Genomic DNA, 20,261 nt, shown 5'->3' on the forward strand with positions numbered 1-20,261 from the left:
TGATGACGGGATTGTGCCTGCTCGCAAAAGGCGACGCCATGAAGAGAGGGGATGCGGGAGACGACAAACCAGCGAAGGAACGGAACAGAGAAGCAATCGATCCGCGCCGGGGCGATATCGAGGACGATGCCGCCAGCCCTGAACAGCGAACCCTGCTCTCGATGGCCGGGAGCCTGCTTGTTGAAGTCAGTCTGCCAAAGCTCCTGTTTGCCTGGACCGTATCGTTGTTACTGCCGGCGGTGTCGTTGGGTCTCGCGGCATTGGCTGCTTCTGCCTGGCTCTCAACTCTGTCGGACAAGGTTCTCGTACTGACGGAGATTGGCGCGTTCCTGGTGGCAATCGGGATCGTCGCGCTGGGGTGGATCGGCTGGAAGCCTCTGTTTCGGGTCGCCGAGGTCAACTTCTGGTCTCTCAATGCGCTTACCATCCAGCCAGGATACGTCTTCGGCCGCGAAGGCCTGCAGCATCTGACGGAGAAGGTGCTGGGAAGACATCTGACCGTGCATGGAAGAGCGCGGTTGCGCGCGGTGAATTCGGCCGCGGCAGGAATCGCCATCTCCATTTGCGCCGTGGCGGTCGCGACGTGGGCGTGGCCAGCCTCGCGCTGGACAGGGAGTCTGGAAGATCTTGGTGTTCCTCATCGTTTGATCATTCCGACGCTAGCAAATGCCGCAGTCTTGATATGCGGCTACCTCGCCGGCGCATCGCTTGTCTGGGGTCTGGCCGATGCCCGTATGGCGCAGCCTGTTGATCTCGTCGCCTTCGATACAGCCCCGTCACACGCCAGGATCTGGCGTGTGGCTCATTTGTCGGACCTTCATGTGGTTGGCGAACGTTACGGTTTTCGCATTGAAAGCGGGCGCGCCGGGGCGCGGGGAAATGAGCGTCTGCAGCAGGTGATGGCGCGGCTGGCCGCCATTCACGCCGTTGATCCGCTCGACCATGTGCTGATCAGCGGCGATATGACCGATGCCGGACGGGCGACCGAATGGGCAGAGTTTCTGGACATCCTGTCGCGCTATCCGGACCTCGTCGCGCGCATGTTCGTGCTGCCCGGAAATCACGATATCAACATTGTGGACCGGGCGAATCCGGCGCGGCTGGATCTCCCGTTCAGTCCGGGCAAACGGTTGCGGCAGGTCCGCACGCTTTCGGCCATCGCTGCCATTCAAGGCGATCGTGCTTTTGTGGTGAAGGACGGGAAAGGTCATACAGCAACGCTGACCGACGCGTTGGTACCGTATCGCCGTCAGATGGCGGATTTCGCAGATCTCGGCGGCCTGCAGCGTGCAGCCCGGTTGCGTGGGGTTTTCGATGACCTGTATCCGATGGTGGTTCCGCCTCTGGAGGAGAATGGACTCGGCATAGCGCTGCTCAATTCCAATGCTGAAACACATTTTTCCTTCACCAATGCACTTGGCCTCGTCTCGATCGAGCAGACCCGCCGGCTGGAGGCTTTTATCGCTCAGTTCCCGAAAGCGCGCTGGATAATCGGATTGCACCATCACCTGATGGAATATCCGATGCCAGTGACTGCGTTCGCTGAACGCATCGGCACGGCCGTGATCAACGGCAGCTGGTTTGTACGTCGGCTGGAGGCCTTTGCCGATCGGGCCGTCGTCATGCATGGACATCGCCATATCGACTGGATCGGCACCTTTGGATCGTTGAAGGTCATTTCGGCTCCGTCACCGATCATGGCCGCTGCTGATGCGGCCAGCACGCACTTCTATATTCACAGGCTTGCGGTCGGGCCGGATGAGCAGCTCTTCTTGCTTGAGCCGGAGCGGATCGACGTGCTGGCGGACGCGAGTGACCGTGCGGATGCGGCGGAGGATACGACCGCCAGATCATCGATTGCGTAATGCTATCACTCGCAATCGTCGGCAGAAATGGTTCGACCAGAAAGCGCGCCGAACCGAATCGCGTCGTAACTATTCGAATCGAAATCGAGTCAGCTTGTGAGTTGTGCCTGAGGTGGCGATCTTGCGGCACTGAATAGCCACTGCCATATTCTCGCGCAGAAAGTGGAGGCTCCCATGATCAAGAAGGCTCTGCTTGGACTTTTCGGCGCATCCCTTTTGCTTTGCGTCTCATCGCTGCCGGCTTCCTCTGCCGCATTCAGGGCAGGAACGCTGACATGTATGAGCAATCCCCGGATTGGCCTGATTATCGGCTCGCGTCAGACGCTGCGATGCGTGTTCAGGGTACGAAATGCGTCACGGCAGTACATCTATGAGGGAACGGTGCGCCGCATCGGCCTGGATCTCGGGGTGACTCCATCGAGCGCGTTGGTCTGGGGGGTCTTCGCCCGAAACTCACAGGTCGGCCGGGGTACGCTCCGTGGAAATTACGTTGGCGCGAGTGGCAGTGTGGCGTTTGGCCCGGGTCTGGGCGCGAATGTTTTGATCGGGGGATCCCGCAGGACCGTGATGCTCCAGCCACTGTCGCTTGAGCGCCAGATTGGCGTGAGCCTTGCTGCGGGAATAGCGACGCTGACGTTACGCTAGTGTCACTCGACTGATTTCTGTTGCTTGCGCAGCCGCAATTGTCGCTCGCTCGGAGGTCGCGGCATGGCGTGCAAGCGTGGTCGCCCTCTGCGCTGCAGTGTCTGTCCCTGAGATTGCCGCGGTTGTTCCACGTTGAGCGGTGACGCCGGTGTTTTCAAGCGGTTGGTGCGGACATCGTCCCGAATTGCTTCAGAATCCAGTCTTTGGCCACGCTCGACGGAATCGCGAGGCTCCGCAGTTGCTGACAACGCAGCGCACAAGAAAATCAGTCCCGAACCTGTCGCAGCAATAAAGCGCTTCATGACATCTCCTGTTGAGGATCGCTCGAACGAAAACCCTTAAATGAAAAAGCTGCGCATCTCTATGCGGCCTAAACGCAGCTTACTAGCTTGTCAGATCCGCTAATCGTCGCTTAGCCCAAGACGCCGGCGAGCTGCTTCGATGTCCGATGTATCTTCGTCCGATATGTCCTTGTGATCGGCAACCGCATCGCCCAGCGAGGCGGCCTGTGAAGACGCCTTTCGTTCGGATCGGCGTGTATCGGTCCGGAGCGACCAGAAAGCCATGGCAAGGCCGATCACGAAAACCACAACCAGAATCAGGAAGAGCGCTGACTGCTTGATCCAGGAGATTGCGGGAACTGCCAGAGCCATCGAGAGGCCGAGGAAGCCCATTTGCGGCGACATAAGGTTCAGCCCGGCGAGAAAGGTGCCGAGCGCCAGCAACATCAGAAGCACGAGACTGGTCGCAGGCGCGGGCAGAAGCTGTTGAACGCCCGCCAGCAGCATGATGTTCATCGTAACAAGAACCGCGATCCAGTGAAGCGCTTGCGTCCACACCAGTCGAACCCGGGCTTGCCTGTCATCAAGCTCGGTCCATTCGGTTACGATGCATACAACACCAATTGCGAGCGCGAGGAACTCCCAATAGCCAATGAGCGGTTTACCTGAAAAATTCGTATAGGCCACGCCCGCGATTGCAAGCGCGAGGATGGCAAGAAAGGGAAGCTGCCTGAGGACGATGCTTCTCGTTCTGAAGTGAAGGTCTTCAGTATGCCGACCCGGTGGCAGATCCAGCTCACTCATCGACGATCCAGTCGTAATTCTGTCCGCTGTCGCGAATTCCGAAACGTCGCGGCCTCCTTCAAAAAGCTAGCCTAAGCTTCTGTGAGGCTGATGCGATATCGGATGATCACCTTAGGGGACCTAGGGGATTTCCCGATGATTTGGGAGGCGCCAATTCGCTTCCGGTTTGGGTGAGGCGTCGCCGGACGCGACAAATGCGGGCGCAATCGGCGTTCCCCAATCTGGATCCTGCGTCTCGCCCTAGGGGAAACACCTGATTGTACTGGCGGCAGCGTCAATGATCTGCTGGGACTTCTCGGCTCGTCGGACGGTCCCTGCGACGGCCGCGCCAGCACGCTGCGTTGCTCGAAGGCAATCGAGAAAGGCTTATGAGAAAGGGTTTGACCGAAGGTGCACAAGTCGGGCGAATAGAGATGAAGCTTCGCAAGGTATCGCAGCTCTTCGATACGCTCGATCCGTCTCCGTTTCGCGAGACCGATCTCGCGCCACAGGCCGAAGATTATATCGTTGACCGCGCGCTGGAGTTTTCCGACCGCGTCCCCATTGAAATCGTCATCTATCTGCCGCCTGATGAATTCCGGAAAACGCATGTGTCTGATATCGCCGCCGCCGTCAGATACTATTTTGGCCTTCGAAGCCAGGCCGTCTCACGTGAACTGAGCGAGCTGTTCAAGACCGGCCGGCTGTCACTCATCGTCGGAATGGTGATTCTTTTCGTCTGCCTTGTGCTCGTCTGGAGCTTTTCCCAGCGAATGACGGGGGGGCCGTTTTCAAGGGTTTTCTCAGAGAGCTTTCTTATTCTGGGCTGGGTTGCGATCTGGAAGCCTTCGGAAATCTTTCTTTACGCCTGGCCACCCGTTGCAGCTCGCAGAAAACTCTTTGACCGGCTTTCCAGGGCGGCTGTTTTGCTCGATGTGGATGACACCGTGTCGTCGACTGCGGAAGGTGCGAGCGGATAGCTGGAACGATCCCGGAGGAACCTGAAAACAGTGTGTCCTCGTATTGCGCCTATGTTGGTCCTTCTTCATTCGACCGATCGTCTTCGAGCGTCAGGTTCAATAGAAAAATGGGAACATCGTCCAGTTCATCCGATCAGAAGCTCTCGCGCGGTGCGCTGATTGCGCTCGTGGTTGGCTCGATGGTCGGCTCCGGGATCTTTGCATTGCCATCGGCATTCGGTCGCGCCACGGGCGGTCTCGGCGCCCTGGTTGCCTGGTGCATCGCCGGCACCGGAATGCTGATGCTCGCTTTCGTCTTTCAAACGCTGTCCCGGCGTCGGCCCGATCTCGATACTGGCATTTTCGCCTATGCTGAGGCCGGCTTCGGCGAATATGCCGGCTTTGCATCTGCGGCCGGTTACTGGATCGGATGCTGTCTTGCCGATGTTGCATGTCTTGTGCTGATCAAGGCGACATTGGGACAGTTCTTTCCAGTGTTTGGCGATGGCACCACACCCGTTGCGATCTTGGCCGCATCGTTACTGCTCTGGAGCGTTCACATCCTCATTCTCCGGGGCATCAAGGAAGCTGCTGCGCTCAATACGATTGCGACATTCGCGAAGATGATACCGATACTCCTTTTCATCGTCGTGGCCGCTTTTGCGTTCAAGGCCGATGTCTTCGCGCATAATTTCTGGGGTGGTGAGGAGCCGAGTTTTGCCAACGTGTCGAGCCAGGTGCGCAACACGATGCTTGTCACTGTATTCGTGTTCGTAGGGATCGAGGGAGCAAGCGTTTATTCGCGCTATGCAAAGAACCGCAACGATGTCGGGATCGCGACGGTTCTCGGCTTTCTTGGTGTGCTCGCTTTGCTTGTCCTGGTCACCATGCTCTCCTACGGAATTCTTCTACGCCCGGAGCTGGGCGCGCTCGCGACGCCCTCGATGGCAGGTGTACTCGAAGCGATCGTTGGGCCTTGGGGCAAGGTGTTCATCAGCATAGGGCTGCTGATCTCCGTGCTTGGAAATTATCTCTCCTGGTCATTGCTTGCCGCCGAGGTCCTGCATTCCGCAGCGTTCAATGGAACGATGCCGCGCTTCCTCACGCGCGAGAACGTCAATAAGGTACCCGCAGGCGCGCTGTGGCTTACCAACTGCCTTATTCAGCTTTTCCTGCTCGTTACCTATTTCGCCGAATATGCCTTCACGCTGGCATTGAAGATGACGAGTTCAATGACGCTCATTCCGTATCTGTTTGTCGCTGCATACGGACTTAAACTCGCATGGACCGGGGAAACATATCAGACGGAGCCGCGTAGCCGTGCCATCGATTGGGTGCGCAGTGCGCTTGCCACGATTTACGCCGCTGTGATGATTTACGCAGGCGGTCCCACCTTCCTGCTGCTTTCGGCGCTTCTCTATGCGCCGGTCACGATCCTGTTTGTGATCGCGAGGCGGGAACAGAAAGCGACGGTCTTTGCGTCTGCCGAGGGGATCTTGTTCGGAGCGATCCTCGTGGCAGCGGCCGCCGGCCTGTATAATCTTGCGATGGGCAATATTTCAATCTAGTCGGAGTTTCCCGCCTCTACCTAAGGTCAGCACCGTCGTTCAGGTTATCTCCCAGGCAGTCCTCCACATAGAGTCGAAGAACGGCGACGCGCCCGATCGCGAATAGCGGCATCGCAAGCGCAATTCCCAGGACGCCGAACAGAGAGCCGAGCAGGACGATGGCGACCAGCGTCCATGCGGGGGGCAGCTCCACCGCGCGCCGCTGAATGAGCGGGCCGATCACATAGCCCTCGATGGATTGAATAATGGTGTAGATTCCGATGGCCCAGATCACCATCGAGGGACCAAGCGGCATTGCGACCAATCCCACGGGGATACTGGCCAATATCGGGCCGAGATAAGGCACAAAATTCGACAGACCGGCCTGCAGGCCGAGCAGAAAGGCGCTTGGAAGGCCGAGTAAATAGAGCGCCAGCCACACGCAGGCGGTCATCAGGACGATCCGGATCAGTTGCCCCATGAGCCATGAGCGCAGAACGGCGCCCATTTCATCCAGAACAGAACGCATGCGCTCGCGCGAGGAGGGTTTGACCAACAATACGACGCCGTCGCGATAGGCCTGCGGATCGAGCGAAAAGAGAAGGCCGAGAAATATGATGACGAGCGTATTGGCAAGAAAGCTCGAGGCGGTCCCGACGGCCGATTGCGCGTGGCCAAAGAGCTTGTCGTGATCGGGAAACCAGCGGGAAAAGTCGCGTCCCCCGTCCGGGCCGAACAGATCCACGCCAAAAGCCAGCAGGCGTTGTTGCAGGATATCCAGTTGGGCGTCCATGACGCGCATCAGGATCCGGGCCTGCTCGGGGATCTTTCCAATCCCCCATATTGTCCCCAACACAATCACTGCAGTCAGGATGACGATCACTATGGCTAGCCGCCACGCGCGCCCGATCGGAATGTATCGACCAAGCGACCGGGCGCAGGCATCGAGAAGCGATGCAAGTAAGATCGCAGCAAATATGATGAGAAGGCTGGACGACGCGCGCCATGCGAGGAAGATGCCGCTGGCAACACCCAGAATAACGAGTGCTCCCCCGAGGGTCAGTCGCCGGCCGGCGTTCGCGCCTGCCGTCGGTAGATCCCGACTTCGAACGTCCTTGGCTAGGATGGCTTGATCCACTCTCGGCTCAGGCATGGTCCCCCACATTTTCCATAGCAACTAGGGTCCAATCAGTTTCATGCGAATTGCATACCGGACCAGTTCGGCAGTAGAGGAAACTCCAAGCTTGCGCATGGCGGATGCGCGGTGGGCTTCGACAGTTTTCACGCTGAGATTCAGTACCGTGCCAACGGACTTGTTGGTGTGTCCTTCGGCGATCAGCTGAACAACGTTCTGCTCGCGTAACGACAGCAGGACTTTCGATTTGTCCTTCTTGCTGGCCAGGTAGTCGTGAAGCAATTTTTCCACGACCACACCGGTGAAGTAAGGCCGGTGATTGAGCAGTGCGTCGATCGCTGCAATGAGATGATGTCGCGCATCTGACTTTAGCAAGAAGCCTCGTATCCCCGCCAGGAGGGATTCGGTGAGGATTTCATTGCTTTCATGCATTGTCAGGATGAGCACCTCCGTCCGGGGGTGATGCAACTTAATCTGACGGCTCACCTCGAGACCATTCAGGACGGGCATGGAGTAGTCGATAATTGCTATATCCGGCTTCAGCTCCCTGATCATGGCGACCGCGGCCCTGCCATCGCTCGCTTCTCCGCTCACGGCCCAGTCCGCACGGCTTTCGACGATCGCGCGTAGTCCGGATCGCACCACTTCATGATCGTCTGCAATCAAGATCTGCTTCACAGTGCCGTTCCCATTCGTTGGAACCACTGGCCATATCCAATTGACGAAAGTAGCTCGCAAGAACGACCGCCTTGAAACGATATGCGTCACGACCGCCAATTCCGTGAAGGCCGTCGACCATGTTTGCGTAATCACGCTTCTACGAGATTGCTTCGTACGGCGTACCGAACCAGACCTGCAGTCGATTTTACGTTGAGCTTGCGCATCGCCGCAGCTCGGTGGGTCTCGGTCGTTTTGATACTTAAATTCAAGGTCTCGCTTACACGCTTGTTGCTGTAACCTTCGGCAACCAGTTTAACGATTGTCTTCTCTCGCGGCGAAAGCGATCGGCCTGTGCCAATATTTCCGTCAGCGGACCCGACCATTGTGCCGCAAGTCTCGCCGGCATAAAACGATCTGTGATGCATCAGTGATTCAACGGCCGCCAGGAGCATTTTGTTGGCGTCGGATTTTCGCAGGAATGCGCGAACGCCGACTTGAGATGCTTGTAGCTCGAGCGCGATCGAGTCGTGCATCGTGAAGATAAGCACCTCTGTTGGGAGTTTGTATTCCTTCATCCGCCTCGCAACTTCGATGCCGGTCATGAATGGCATCGAGTAATCAACGATAGCGACATCCGGATGCTTCTCGATGGCGCAAGCGACGGCTTCTTTACCATCGCGGGCCTCGCCGACGACCTCCCATCCGGGACGTCGTTCCAGAACTGCACGAATTCCAGCCCGCACCGCGTCATGATCATCGGCTATCATAATCTGCTTCATGATCCTCAGTGCTCCGATGTCATTTCCTTACGGGCGGCAGAATTCTTCATCGACAAAATCCACCCCCTGGAATTCATGATCCGCTCCGAGTGTCAGATTATTGAATCCATTAGCTGACCCTTAGCCATGCGACGGTCGGATCTTCGCCGATCCTCGGCCGCCCTGATGGATATCCACTGGCTTGCTTCCTTTGCGCGAGGTGGCTCGTGGAATAGTCGCGCACACCGTGGTCCCGCCGCATGCCGCTGTGGATGACGAGTGGATCTCGAATGTGCCTCCCATCTGATCCAGTCTCGCTCTCATGGCTGGAATTCCAACACCAAGCGACAATGCCTTACGGCCATCCCTCGTCTGAGACACCGGCATTCCGCAGCCATTATCGCTAATCCGAAGCGTGACGTTCGTGTCTGTGGCCTTGATCGAGATATTCACCTGCGTCGCTTTCGCGTGCCTGAAGACGTTTGCGAGCGCTTCCTGGACAACTCTCAGCAACGAGCGCTGCGTGTCGTTAGGCAATGCATCAACCGCAGCATCGATCTTGAGATGCGTTTCCAGCGATGCCCGCGATGAAAGCCCCACCGCAAACTCCTCGATCGCCGACCTCAGTCCGCCGTCGAGCAAATTCTGGGGATGCAGGAGGTAGGTAAAAGCCCTGATTTCCCTAAGGGCCTCACCGATCGACGCGTCGATCTCATCACAAATCTTTGTGGCGCTGCCGATGCCAGCGACGGCGCACCTCATTCGCATCATATTCAAACTCGCGGCCAGCAGATGTTGGCAAGTCGAGTCGTGAAGGTCTGATGCAATCCGCTGCTGCATATCCTCTTGCAGCGCCAAAAGCTGAGTCCCAAGACTTGAGCCGTCAACCTTCGATTTTGTTCGCGCACTAGCAGTGCCGTTGAAAGTGTCGTGACCTACGACCTTTGCCCGAACATGAATTCGACACGATTCGTCTACGTGAGCCTTGTGGGCCATCATGTAGTCCGATGCATCTTGGATCGAGCGATGGTCAGATAACCACTAAGGTTAAATGCCATCGTTCTTTTGCACGAAGTTGGGCCTACTAAATACCTCCGATTGAATCGGCGTCAAGTAAGATGTCGCCAAGTCGTCTGATGTTGCGACTGACGACGATCCTCAGTCTGAAAAGATACGAAGTAACAATAGAAGTAATTTCAGTTAATTGCCGCGTTTGCTCTGCACAAGGAACCTCGTCGCCTTCAACTGAGCGCATGGATATTGCTGCGGTTCGAGAGTGTCAGCAGGGCGCCAGAGAATCGTTTGTACGATCAGTAGTTTCCCCGATACCCGGTAGATATCCGCGACCCCAGAATACTTTGAGTCATAGAAAAGTTGGCGGGCAAGCGATCGCATAGGCAGGAGCGCGTTATCTGCTTTTGCAAGGCGGTCAGCGAATCTGGCGGCACAATTATGTTCATTGAGGGTCTATTCATGCCTGCGTATGCCAGTAATGCTTACGTATGCCGAGTGGCACGATATCGGACGATTATAATTATTCTAACAATTGTACCGGCGTTTCTGCTGGCGGCGTGCGGCAGAGAGTCTGATGAAACTGTTCCTGTCGTGCGGCCCGTACGTACAGTCACTGTTGCGAAGAGCGTTGCGGGCGCGCCGCTTTCATTCACCGGCCGTATCGAAGCGGAAGACGAGGTGGCGCTGGCATTTCGCATCTCGGGCCGGCTGATCGAGAACAACGGAAAAGCCGGAGATCGGGTGCAGCCCGGTCAGGTCATCGCGCGGCTTGAATCCCAGAATGAGTTGAACACGTTGCGCCAGGCCCAGGCGGCGGTCGCGGCCGCGCAGGGGCAACTGACCCAGGCCCGCAATCATTTCGATCGCCAGCAGACGCTGCTTGCACAGGGCTGGACCACCCGCGTCAACTACGATCAAGCAACGCAGGCACAGCAAACCGCTCAATCGCAGGTCGACGCCGCCGAGGCGCAGCTCAAGACGGCACATGATCTGGTGAGCTTCACCGAGCTGAAGGTCGACGCACCGGGCGTCATAACCGCTGTCGGACCTGGCGCTGGGGAAGTCGTGCAGGCCGGGCAAATGATTCTCAGGCTGGCGCGTCAGGATGGCCGCGACGCCGTTTTTGACGTGCCGGCGCAATTCTTTCGATCGGCACCGAGCGATCCGCAAATAACCGTAAGCCTGACGGACGATCCCGAGGTGACGGCTCACGGTCGTGTCCGTGAGGTCGGCGCCCAGGCCGATCCCGTCACGCGCACCTTTGAAATCAAGGTTGGCTTGACGAAGCCGCCGGCGGCCATGCGGCTTGGCGCAACCGTCGTGGGGCGTATGGAAATGGATGCCGTCCCCATCATAGAGATCCCGGCATCGGCATTGACGAGGGCCAATCAACAGCCGGCTGTCTGGATCGTCGATCCCGCGAGCCGTACGGTTTCGATCCGAAACGTGGACGTTTTGCGCTTCGAGCAAGCGCAGGTCGTCGTATCGCAGGGGCTCGACACGGGGGAGGTCGTCGTGACTGCGGGTGTGCAGGCGCTGCACCCCGGCCAGAAAATACGCCTGCTTGGGTCAGAGCAATGACCGGCTTCAATCTCTCGGAATGGGCACTTAAGCACCGTTCCCTGGTGATTTATGTCATGATTGTTGCCGTTATCTTTGGTGTCCTGTCCTATTTCCGCCTCGGTCGTAGCGAGGACCCGTCGTTCATTATCAAGACGATGGTCGTTCAGGCGGCATGGCCCGGAGCAACGGTCGAGGAGACCGTCAAACAGGTCACGGAACGGCTCGAGCGCAAGCTGCAGGAAACACCTCATCTGGATTTCCTGCGCAGTTTCACGCGGGCAGGCGTCACCACGATCTTCGTAAACCTGCAGGGCAGCGCGAGCGCCGCGCAAGTGGCCGACACCTGGTATCAGGTCCGCAAGAATATTGGCGACATCCGCCATACCCTCCCGGCAGGAGTGGTCGGACCCGGGTTTAACGATGATTTCGGCGACACGTTCGGAATCATCTATGGCTTCACGAGCGACGGCTTCACGCACCGCGCGCTGCGCGACTATGTGGAAGACGTGCGCTCGAAGCTTCTTTTGGTCCCCGACGTATCGAAGATCGAGTTGCTGGGAGCTCAGGACGAGCGGATCTTTGTTGAATTCTCGATGAAGGAGCTGGCAAGCCTTGGCATCGACCGCGCGGCACTGCTGTCCGCTCTCCAGACGCAAAATATCATAAGGCCAGCCGGCACGATTCAAACAGGCGACGAGACACTATCGCTTCGGGTATCCGGCGCATTTCAGTCCGAGCAGGATGTTGCTGACATCAATTTTGTCGCCGGCGGGCGCATGATCCGCTTGAGCGACATCGCCCGGATTACGCGCGGCTATGCCGATCCGCCGCAGCCCCTGTTTCGCGTTAACGGCGAGCCAGCCATTGGCCTGGCCATCTCGATGCGTGATGGCGGCGACATTCTCGCGCTCGGCAAGAGTCTCAAGCGGGCGATGGCTGCGATCACGGCGGATCTTCCGATTGGCATCGAACCGAAGCTCATTGCCGATCAGGCTGTCACGGTCGAGAGCGCCATCTCCGAATTCATGACGTCATTGCTGCAGGCAATTGCCATCATTCTCGTGGTCAGTTTTATCAGCCTCGGCGTGCGCCCGGGCCTGATCATTGCGCTGTCCATACCGCTGACACTCGCCATCGTCTTCCCGATCATGAAGCTTGCGGGGATCGACATGCAGCGCATATCGCTCGGCGCACTCATTATCGCCCTCGCGCTCCTGGTCGATGATGCAATGACCACCACGGACGCCACCCTGAATCGCCTGGCCGAAGGCGACGACAAGGTTCAGGCCGCCAGCTTTGCCTTTCGAACCTACGCCTTTGCCATGCTTGCGGGAACGCTGGTGACCATCGCGGGCTTCGTCCCCGTCGGTTTTGCCGCGAGTTCCGCGGGAGAATACACGTTCTCCCTCTTTGCCGTTGTCAGTATTGCGCTGATCGTCTCCTGGTTCGTCGCCGTGATCTTCGCTCCGCTGATGGGCGTTGTCATTCTCAAGCCGCCGAAGCAATGCGGGACAGACGCCCCCGGCAGAGTTTTCAGGTGGTATCGCGGCTTTCTGCTATTCGCCATGCGGGCGAAATGGCTGACCATCGTGCTCTCGCTGGTGCTTTTCGTCGGCTCGTTTCTTCTTCTCCCCTTCATCCCCCGGCAATTCTTCCCATCGTCCGATCGTCCGGAGCTGCTCGTCGATATCAGCCTGCCGCAGAACGCATCCATTTATGCCAGCCAGACAGCGGCACAGAAATTCGATGCCGCGCTGCAGGGTGATCCGGACGTTGCGCGCTGGAGCACTTATGTGGGTCGCGGTGCTATCCGGTTCTATCTTCCGCTCAATGTTCAGCTGCCGAATGATTTCTTTACCCAGTCTGTGGTCGTCGCAAAGGATGTCGCAGCGCGTGAACGTATCCGCGCAAAGCTGGAGATGCTTCTAGCGCATGATTTTCCCAATGCGATTACACGGGTGTCGCCCCTTGAGCTTGGGCCGCCGGTCGGCTGGCCCGTTCAATATCGCGTCAGTGGTCCTGACGCAGGCATGGTGCGCGAAATTGCGTTCAAGCTTGCCCAGGTCATCGCCGCCAATCCCAAGGCGAATGGCGTCAATTTCGACTGGATCGAGCCGGCAAGGCAGGTCCGTATTCGGGTCAATCAGGACAAGGCCCGATTACTCGGGCTGAGTTCTCAAGCCCTGGCAGGCGTGCTGAATACGGTCATCTCAGGCACCACGGTCACCCAGGTTCGCGATGATATCTATTTGATCGATATCGTTGCGCGCGCGATCGATGAGCAGCGCGTCTCATTACCCAACTTGCGCAATTTGCAAGTTCCGCTGCCAGGCGGGCAGACGGTTTCGCTCAGCCAGTTTGCAACTTTCGAATACGAGCAGGAATATCCCCTGATCTGGCGGCGCGACCGTGTCCCGACCCTGACGGTGCAGACGGATATCACCGCCGGTGCAATTCCGGAATCCGTCGTCAACTCGCTGACGCCGGCCATTGCTGCCCTGTCGAAGACCATTCCAGCATCCTACAGCATCGTGGTCGGGGGCACGGTCGAAGAAAGTCAGAAATCGCAGGCGTCGGTCATCGCCGTTGTGCCGGTGATGCTGCTGATCATGTTTACGGTCCTCATGATCCAGCTCCAGAGCTTTCAGCGGCTGTTTCTGGTCCTGAGCGTGGCACCCCTTGGGCTCATCGGCGTGGTCGCCGCCCTTCTGCTGTCCGGCCGGCCGCTTGGCTTCGTTGCGATTCTGGGCATTCTCGCACTGCTCGGCATGATTACAAAAAATGCGGTGATCCTGATCGGTCAGATCGATGCCGAACGCGATGACGGGAAGAGCGTGTGGGACGCGGCGCTGGATGCCTCGAGTTCTCGCTTTCGCCCGATCATGCTAACGGCCGTGTCGACCGTACTCGGCATGATCCCGATCGCTCCGACGGTGTTCTGGGGGCCGATGGCCTTTGCGATCATGGGTGGGCTGTTGGTCGCGACGGTTCTCACTCTGATCTTCCTGCCGACATTGTATGTGGCCTGGTTCAGGGGAACAGAAGGGGCGGCGGACCCGCTCCGATCGACGCAGGCATAATCAGATCGTGCGCTATTCAGCGCCGGCGCCCGCTGCGGCACTTAGGGTAACTCCCCGTCTTCAACCTAGGGCATCACCCGATATCGTGGTGCGTCCCGAATGTGCTCTCCTTTCTAGTAGTTAGTATTGGAAAGGGGGCGCACGGTGCAGGACCTGATGTTGTTTGCATCTGCACGCGCCTTGTGCGCCCATTATTCTGCATGTCGACTGCATCCGCATATGGGAGCGCTTCTGTCATGAGCAGTGCAGACGCGCAGAAATTGCCGCTTTGGACGCTCACGGCCATGGTGGTCGGCGGGATGGTCGGCGCCGGCGTGTTTTCGATCCCGCGTAACTTTGCTCAGGCCACTGGCATCTATGGAGCGCTGATAGCGTGGACCGTCGCGGGTGCCGGCATGCTGATGCTGGGTTTTGTGTTTCAGACGCTGGCCAACCGCAAGCCGGATCTCGATGCGGGCGTCTATGCCTATGCGCGGGAGGGGTTCGGGCCCTATGTCGGCTTCTTCTCCGCCTTTGGCTACTGGGCCAGTGCCTGCGTCGGCAACGTATCCTATTGGATTCTGATCAAGTCGACGCTCGGCGCGCTGTTCCCCGCACTCGGTCAGGGTAACACGGTCACTGCCATCGCAATATCGTCGGTAGGTGTCTGGGCGTTCCATTTCCTTGTGCTGCGCGGCGTCAAGGAGGCGGCTGCGATCAACAAGATCGTGACGATCGCCAAACTCATTCCACTGCTGTTGTTCGTGGTCCTGTCGATCTTCTTCTTCAAGCCCGACGTGTTCGTCGGCAATCTCTGGGGCGGCGCAACCGGGGACTACGGAAATCTCTTCGAGCAGATCAAGGCGACGATGCTGGTAACGGTCTTCGTGTTTCTTGGCATCGAAGGCGCCAGCAACTATTCCCGGTTCGCGCAGCGGCGCGAGGACGTCGGTATTGCGACCGTGACGGGATTTCTGGCCGTGTTGGCCTTGTTTGCGTCCGTGTCCATTCTTGCATATGGCATCCTCCCCCGCGCAGAACTGGCGCAACTGCGTCAACCCTCGGTTGGCGGCGTGCTCGAAGCGGCCGTTGGTCATTGGGGTGCCATCTTCATTGGCATCGGCGTGATTATCTCGGTGCTCGGCGCCTATCTTGCCTGGACCCTGATGGCCGCCGAAGTGCTGTCGGTTGCGGCGAAGAGGCAAGACATGCCGGCCTTCCTGGCGCGCGAAAACGCAAACCAGGTTCCGTCAATGGCGCTCCTGATGAGCACGTTGCTCGTTCAGATCGTGCTCATCGCCACGTTGTTTTCCGACGATGCCTTCACCTTCGCTCTCTCGCTGTGCAGCCATCTGTCGCTGATTCCCTATTTCCTCTCGGCAGCGTTTGCACTGATGCTGGTCTACCGCAAGGAGACTTACGAGACCGATCCGAGCGATCTGCGCAAGGATACGATCATCGCTGTCCTGGCGACAGCCTACACGATCTTCCTGCTATTCGCCGGCGGTATGAAATTTCTGTTGCTCGGCTTCATCATCTACGCGCCCGGCACAATCCTGTATTTCATCACACGGAGGGAGCTCAAGAAGCAGCTCTTCACTCCGGCAGAATGGGTCCTGTTCGGCGTCGCTGTCGTCGGATGCATTGTCGGCATCCATGGCCTCGCCGCCGGCTATATCAGCATCTAGGAAATCGATGGGAGTTCACGATGGCCAGCGCAAAAAAAGTCCCGTTTGGTGTGCACTCCGAAGTTGGCCAGCTGCGCAAGGTCCTGGTTTGTGCCCCGGGTCTTGCCCATACACGCCTGACCCCGTCCAACTGCGATCAGTTGTTGTTTGACGATGTGCTCTGGGTCGACAATGCGAAGCGCGACCACTTCGATTTCGTCACCAAAATGCGGGACCGCGGCGTCGATGTCGTTGAGATGCATAACCTGCTCGCCGAGACGCTGGCAGTCCCGGAGGGCAAGGCTTGGATCCTCGATAATCAGGTCGTGCCGAACCAGGTTGGCCTCGGCTTCATCGACGAGCTCAAAAGCTACTTGTCCGGGCTCGACAACCGAAAGCTCGCGGAAACGCTGATCGGCGGCCTGTCGACCCATGACTTTCCCGAAGCCCATGGTGGCGCCGCGCTCAGGATGGTGAAGGAGGCCGCGGGGGCGACTGAATACCTTCTCCCGCCGCTGCCGAACACATTATACACGCGCGACACGACCTGCTGGATCTATGGCGGTGTCACTCTCAATGCGCTGTACTGGCCGGCGCGACATGAGGAGACGATCCTCACCACCGCGATCTACAAGTTTCATCCCGACTTTGCCGGCAACGTCAATGTCTGGTGGGGCGACCCGACAGAAGACCATGGACTGGCCACGCTGGAGGGGGGCGATGTGATGCCCATCGGCAAGGGGGTGGTGCTGATCGGCATGAGCGAACGCACCTCCCGTCAGGCGATCAGCCAACTTGCAGCGACCCTGTTTAAAAAGAAGGCCGCGGAGCGCGTGATCGTTGCGGCAATGCCGAAGATCCGTGCGGCCATGCATCTCGATACTGTTTTCACATTCGCCGACCGCGACTGCGTATTGCTCGCGCCGGATTTCATGAACCAGACACGTACCTATTCCTATCGTCCGAGCGATCATCCGAGTGGGGTTGAGTTGCATGCGGAGAAGAAGTCATTTGTCGGCGTCGTCGAGGAAGCACTGGGCCTCAAGAAGCTGCGGGTGGTCGAAGCTGGTGGCAGTGACTATCAGCGGGAGCGGACTCAATGGGACAGCGGCGCAAATCTCGTTTGCGCATCGCCGGGTGTCGTCTATGCTTACGATCGCAACACCTACACCAACACGCTGCTTCGCAAGGAAGGCATCGAGGTGATTACGATTGTCGGCGCGGAACTCGGTCGCGGCCGTGGTGGCGGTCACTGTATGACTTGTCCGATCATTCGCGATGCCGTGGACTACTAGCACTATCGGCCATTCTCCGCTCGGGGGAGCGAGATCATGAGGCTGCTACTATCGAAGCCAGCACCATCGACCGACGGAGAGTAATTGTCTGGGGAGTGTGCAATGCGCGGATCCGGAATTGTTATGGCAGCGACAAGCTTCCTTTATGCCAGCGGGGCAATAGCTGCCGACATCGACCTGACTGAGCTCAAAAAGGTTGAGTATACGTCGATGAGCCCGACATGGAGTGTTGTTGGATCCCTGTCCCCCACCTACACGGCCAATGCCCTGTTTTCGCGTGATGACCGGCGAGGGGACTTTTACTATGAGCCTGATGTGAGCTTGCGGCTGGACGGTAAACTTGCGCCGGACCTGTCCTACCGCATCTTTGCACGTGCCCAGTTCGAAGCATTTTCCAGAGAACACGACGGCAATGCCGCCATTGCGCGCCTGGGAGCGCGACTGACGAAGAATCTGTATGGCTGGAGAATAAGCGCCACCTACGAAAACAGATATGATTACGACGGCGTCTTCCGCGATCTCGCCTTCACCTCCCACGACATCACCGGCGCCATCGCGCGCGATTTCAACATCGCAAATGTCACGCTCTCGCCGCTTCTCCAGCTCACTTATCGGTTCTCTGATCTCGCCGAGGCCAGGCGCTGGCGTTTCGATGCGCTGGTCGGCATCGAGGTCGAGCTGAACTCGAAGTGGTCCATCGTCAGCACGCCATTTTTTGAGGCATTCTGGTTCACCGATGGCTTGAACCGGGATCGGGAGGATCAGATCTATTCGGCCTCTCTTGGCCTGAAATACAATATCGCCAGCAACGTATCGCTCACCACGAACGTGATCTATGAAGCGCGAAATTCGAACGTGGCGCTGCGTCATTATAGGGATTGGATGATCGGCCCACGGCTCGATTTCGCGTTTTAAAGATCAGGATACGAGGGGCGATGATGCGGAACTTGATTGCGACGATAGGTACGGCAATTCTTCTTATCTGTACGGCATTTGCCGCAAGTGCGGAGCCGCGCGACTCCGTCGAGCGCGGCGACCGGATGGACCGGGATGCCCTGCGGGACGACGTTCGCGTCGATCGTCTGAAGATCCCGCAGCATCCGATCGTCGTCGAGGAGCCTCAGCAGCAGCCCGTTTACAATACGAAGAGCAAGCAGAAATCAAAGCGGAGCACGGACAGCAGTCGCTAGCGGTGTCAGGCTGACACCGTCGCCAAACTCTTCATGCCAGCGACGACGCGCTGTCGAAGTTCGACGCGTTGCCGGGACGATACGCCCAGAAGATCTGCGGCGCGCCAGATCAAATTCTCTTCAAATTCGTTGACCCGCTGATCCGCGTAAACGACCTCCCACATGAGTTGAACGATCCGCCGACGTCCATCGTCATCGAGCGATTCATTGAGCTGCCGGGTAAAGCGATAGAGATCGACGGCGCTACGGGCGACTGCATCTGCATCAACGAGCAGCTGAGCTGTAGCCGTGTCATCCAGCCCATACTGCGATTTAAGAATGGCGTGCAATCTCGCGCGCCTGATATCCGATAGCTCGTTATGGACGGTTGCAACGCGGATGAGCAACGCTGCGGTGTCGATGAGAAGCTCTCTCTGCTCGACGTTTTTCCGTTGATTGACGTCTTCGATCGCACGCGAGATGAACGCCTTGATTGATCCAAACATCACTCGACCATTCTCTTCAGGACGACGATAACTGTGCTCTCACGGCCGGCCATCCGGGCCTGCGATATCTGGGAAGTTTCAGGAGCGGTCGTCTGGACTGGAGATGGCGTTTGTCCGTCCGCGCCGCAACTTTCTTACAGAACTTTAAAGTTTTCCGGATTCAGCCAAAAGCGAGGCAAAGCAGCCGTACTTGTGGCGCTCTGGTCCCAGCGAATGGCCTGGAATCTTCCATGGGGCACGCGCGCTGAGCGCGCCTGAACCCAGGTCACTATTCCTCGGGCAATCCGGGTGCTCATCATGACCTGTTCAGGGTTTTTCCCGATTAACTATTGCGTGCTGACGGCTAGCCTCGTGCGGCAGATGTGAGGTTATTTTTGTCGCGGCTTCGAGAGGGAAACAGATGTTCAGCATTCGCATAATGACGGTGGCGTGCGCATTCCTGATCCCGCAGATGCTATCCGCGCCAGCTCACGCGCAGCAGCTTTTCCGCGTGGGCGGACTGACCTGCAGCACCGGTCCGAGAGTCGGGCTGGTTCTGGGCTCACGCCAGGATATGCAATGTGTCTTCCTGTCGAGCGTGGCCGCGCGGCAATATAACTACAGGGGCACGATCAGGCGGGTTGGCCTCGATGTTGGCGTAACCCGGGGAGGGACACTGTTCTGGGGCGTCTTTGCGCGGAATAGCAATATCGGCCGCGGCACATTGAGAGGCAGCTATGTCGGGGCAAGCGGAAATGTTGCACTCGGCCTGGGCCTTGGTGCGAATGTGCTGATTGGCGGATCACGCCGTACGATCACGCTGCAGCCGCTATCAGTCGAGGGCCAGATCGGATTGAATCTGGCACTCGGCATCTCCAATCTCGTTCTTCGATAGTCGGTATTTATCGCCGGTTGTCGCTGGTGCCGGAATTGGAATTCCGGTGACGAAAGTGACCGCGAACGAATTTCGGAGTGGAGACCGATCATGCTGTTTCAGGGTGGCTTCACGTTCGCCAATTTCGTGGCCGATGTGTTTGCAGTGTTCATGTTTGTTCTGTGGTTCTGGCTCTTTATCGTTGTCACCGGCGATTTGTTTCGCCGCCATGACGTGTCCGGCATCGGCAAAGTATGCTGGGTGATACTGCTCATCGTCTTGCCCTATATCGGCATCTTCGCTTACCTGCTCGTGCACGGCGGCAGTATGGCTGAGAGGAACGCAGAGCGCGCCAAGGAGGCCCGCAATGATTTACGCCGGATGGTGGGATTCAGCGCTGCCGATGAAATCGAGAAGCTCGATCGCCTGAAATCGGCGGGATCTATTACGGAGGCAGAATATACGCGCCTCAGAACCAGTCTGGTCCAATAGGCCCGATATC

General features: G+C 58.0%; 18 protein-coding genes. 11 read left to right on the forward strand and 7 right to left on the reverse strand.

The genetic code is table 11. The annotated features are described in order from the left end of the window. Positions 1-2: 2 nt before the first annotated feature. A complete protein-coding gene (locus tag AB8A33_RS00160; protein ID WP_439090886.1) occupies positions 3-1,865 on the forward strand; it encodes a metallophosphoesterase family protein in 1,863 nt (620 codons plus the stop codon). Between the two features lie 174 nt (positions 1,866-2,039). Beyond that, entirely contained in the window at positions 2,040-2,510 is a 471-nt protein-coding gene (locus AB8A33_RS00165; RefSeq protein ID WP_439090888.1) for a DUF992 domain-containing protein, read from the forward strand. Positions 2,511-2,512: 2 nt separating this feature from the next. Here the strand turns inward: AB8A33_RS00165 and AB8A33_RS00170 are convergent, their stop codons facing one another. Together AB8A33_RS00170 and AB8A33_RS00175 are read right to left on the reverse strand one after the other, a co-directional pair. Further along, positions 2,513-2,812: a hypothetical protein gene (locus AB8A33_RS00170; protein WP_439090889.1), complete on the reverse strand. Its 300-nt coding sequence runs from the start codon at positions 2,810-2,812 to the stop codon at positions 2,513-2,515. Positions 2,813-2,911: 99 nt separating this feature from the next. Next, positions 2,912-3,595 carry a hypothetical protein gene (locus AB8A33_RS00175; protein ID WP_439090890.1) on the reverse strand — a complete coding sequence of 228 codons (684 nt, stop codon included), beginning with the start codon at positions 3,593-3,595 and terminating at the stop codon, positions 2,912-2,914. Positions 3,596-3,975: 380 nt separating this feature from the next. Here AB8A33_RS00175 and AB8A33_RS00180 point away from each other — a divergent pair, with 380 nt between their 5' ends. Continuing rightward, positions 3,976-4,554, forward strand: a complete 579-nt coding sequence (locus tag AB8A33_RS00180; protein WP_439090892.1) for a hypothetical protein — start codon at positions 3,976-3,978, stop codon at positions 4,552-4,554. Between the two features lie 107 nt (positions 4,555-4,661). Continuing rightward, a complete protein-coding gene (locus tag AB8A33_RS00185) occupies positions 4,662-6,101 on the forward strand; it encodes a basic amino acid/polyamine antiporter (protein ID WP_439090893.1) in 1,440 nt (479 codons plus the stop codon). 16 nt (positions 6,102-6,117) lie between these two features. Here AB8A33_RS00185 and AB8A33_RS00190 read toward each other — a convergent pair whose 3' ends face one another. The 4 genes from AB8A33_RS00190 to AB8A33_RS00205 all read right to left on the reverse strand — a co-directional run bounded on the left by AB8A33_RS00190 (position 6,118) and on the right by AB8A33_RS00205 (position 9,629). After that, entirely contained in the window at positions 6,118-7,218 is a 1,101-nt protein-coding gene (locus AB8A33_RS00190) for an AI-2E family transporter (protein ID WP_439090895.1), read from the reverse strand. A gap of 39 nt (positions 7,219-7,257) precedes the next feature. Beyond that, on the reverse strand, positions 7,258-7,893 hold the full coding sequence (locus AB8A33_RS00195; RefSeq protein WP_315839665.1) for a response regulator transcription factor: 636 nt from the start codon (positions 7,891-7,893) through the stop codon (positions 7,258-7,260). 131 nt (positions 7,894-8,024) lie between these two features. Continuing rightward, positions 8,025-8,654: a response regulator transcription factor gene (locus AB8A33_RS00200; RefSeq protein WP_439090897.1), complete on the reverse strand. Its 630-nt coding sequence runs from the start codon at positions 8,652-8,654 to the stop codon at positions 8,025-8,027. Positions 8,655-8,774: 120 nt separating this feature from the next. Next, positions 8,775-9,629 carry a sensor histidine kinase gene (locus tag AB8A33_RS00205; RefSeq protein WP_439090898.1) on the reverse strand — a complete coding sequence of 285 codons (855 nt, stop codon included), beginning with the start codon at positions 9,627-9,629 and terminating at the stop codon, positions 8,775-8,777. A gap of 477 nt (positions 9,630-10,106) precedes the next feature. Between AB8A33_RS00205 and AB8A33_RS00210 the strand changes: the two genes are divergently transcribed. The 5 genes from AB8A33_RS00210 (at position 10,107) to AB8A33_RS00230 (ending at position 18,146) form a co-directional block, all read left to right on the forward strand. Then, positions 10,107-11,228, forward strand: a complete 1,122-nt coding sequence (locus AB8A33_RS00210) for an efflux RND transporter periplasmic adaptor subunit (protein WP_439090900.1) — start codon at positions 10,107-10,109, stop codon at positions 11,226-11,228. Next, the gene (locus tag AB8A33_RS00215) at positions 11,225-14,290 is read left to right on the forward strand and encodes an efflux RND transporter permease subunit (protein ID WP_439090902.1); all 3,066 of its coding nucleotides are present in this window, start codon (positions 11,225-11,227) and stop codon (positions 14,288-14,290) included. Before AB8A33_RS00210 ends, AB8A33_RS00215 begins: the two co-directional genes overlap by 4 nt. A 236-nt stretch (positions 14,291-14,526) precedes the next feature. After that, positions 14,527-15,957: a basic amino acid/polyamine antiporter gene (locus tag AB8A33_RS00220; RefSeq protein ID WP_439090903.1), complete on the forward strand. Its 1,431-nt coding sequence runs from the start codon at positions 14,527-14,529 to the stop codon at positions 15,955-15,957. A gap of 20 nt (positions 15,958-15,977) precedes the next feature. Beyond that, the gene (arcA, locus tag AB8A33_RS00225) at positions 15,978-17,231 is read left to right on the forward strand and encodes an arginine deiminase (RefSeq protein ID WP_244528053.1); all 1,254 of its coding nucleotides are present in this window, start codon (positions 15,978-15,980) and stop codon (positions 17,229-17,231) included. A gap of 102 nt (positions 17,232-17,333) precedes the next feature. Then, a complete protein-coding gene (locus AB8A33_RS00230; protein ID WP_439090905.1) occupies positions 17,334-18,146 on the forward strand; it encodes an outer membrane beta-barrel protein in 813 nt (270 codons plus the stop codon). Positions 18,147-18,426: 280 nt separating this feature from the next. On the opposite strand, the gene AB8A33_RS00235 is transcribed toward AB8A33_RS00230, so the two are convergent. Continuing rightward, the gene (locus AB8A33_RS00235; RefSeq protein WP_439090907.1) at positions 18,427-18,906 is read right to left on the reverse strand and encodes a TerB family tellurite resistance protein; all 480 of its coding nucleotides are present in this window, start codon (positions 18,904-18,906) and stop codon (positions 18,427-18,429) included. Between the two features lie 418 nt (positions 18,907-19,324). Between AB8A33_RS00235 and AB8A33_RS00240 the strand changes: the two genes are divergently transcribed. Continuing rightward, complete coding sequence (locus AB8A33_RS00240; protein WP_439090909.1) at positions 19,325-19,780, forward strand: DUF992 domain-containing protein; 456 nt, start codon at positions 19,325-19,327, stop codon at positions 19,778-19,780. Positions 19,781-19,870: 90 nt separating this feature from the next. After that, entirely contained in the window at positions 19,871-20,251 is a 381-nt protein-coding gene (locus AB8A33_RS00245) for an SHOCT domain-containing protein (protein ID WP_439090911.1), read from the forward strand. Positions 20,252-20,261: the final 10 nt, after the last annotated feature.

It is taken from the genome of Tardiphaga sp. 813_E8_N1_3, from assembly GCF_051811025.1.
GTDB lineage: Bacteria > Pseudomonadota > Alphaproteobacteria > Rhizobiales > Xanthobacteraceae > Tardiphaga.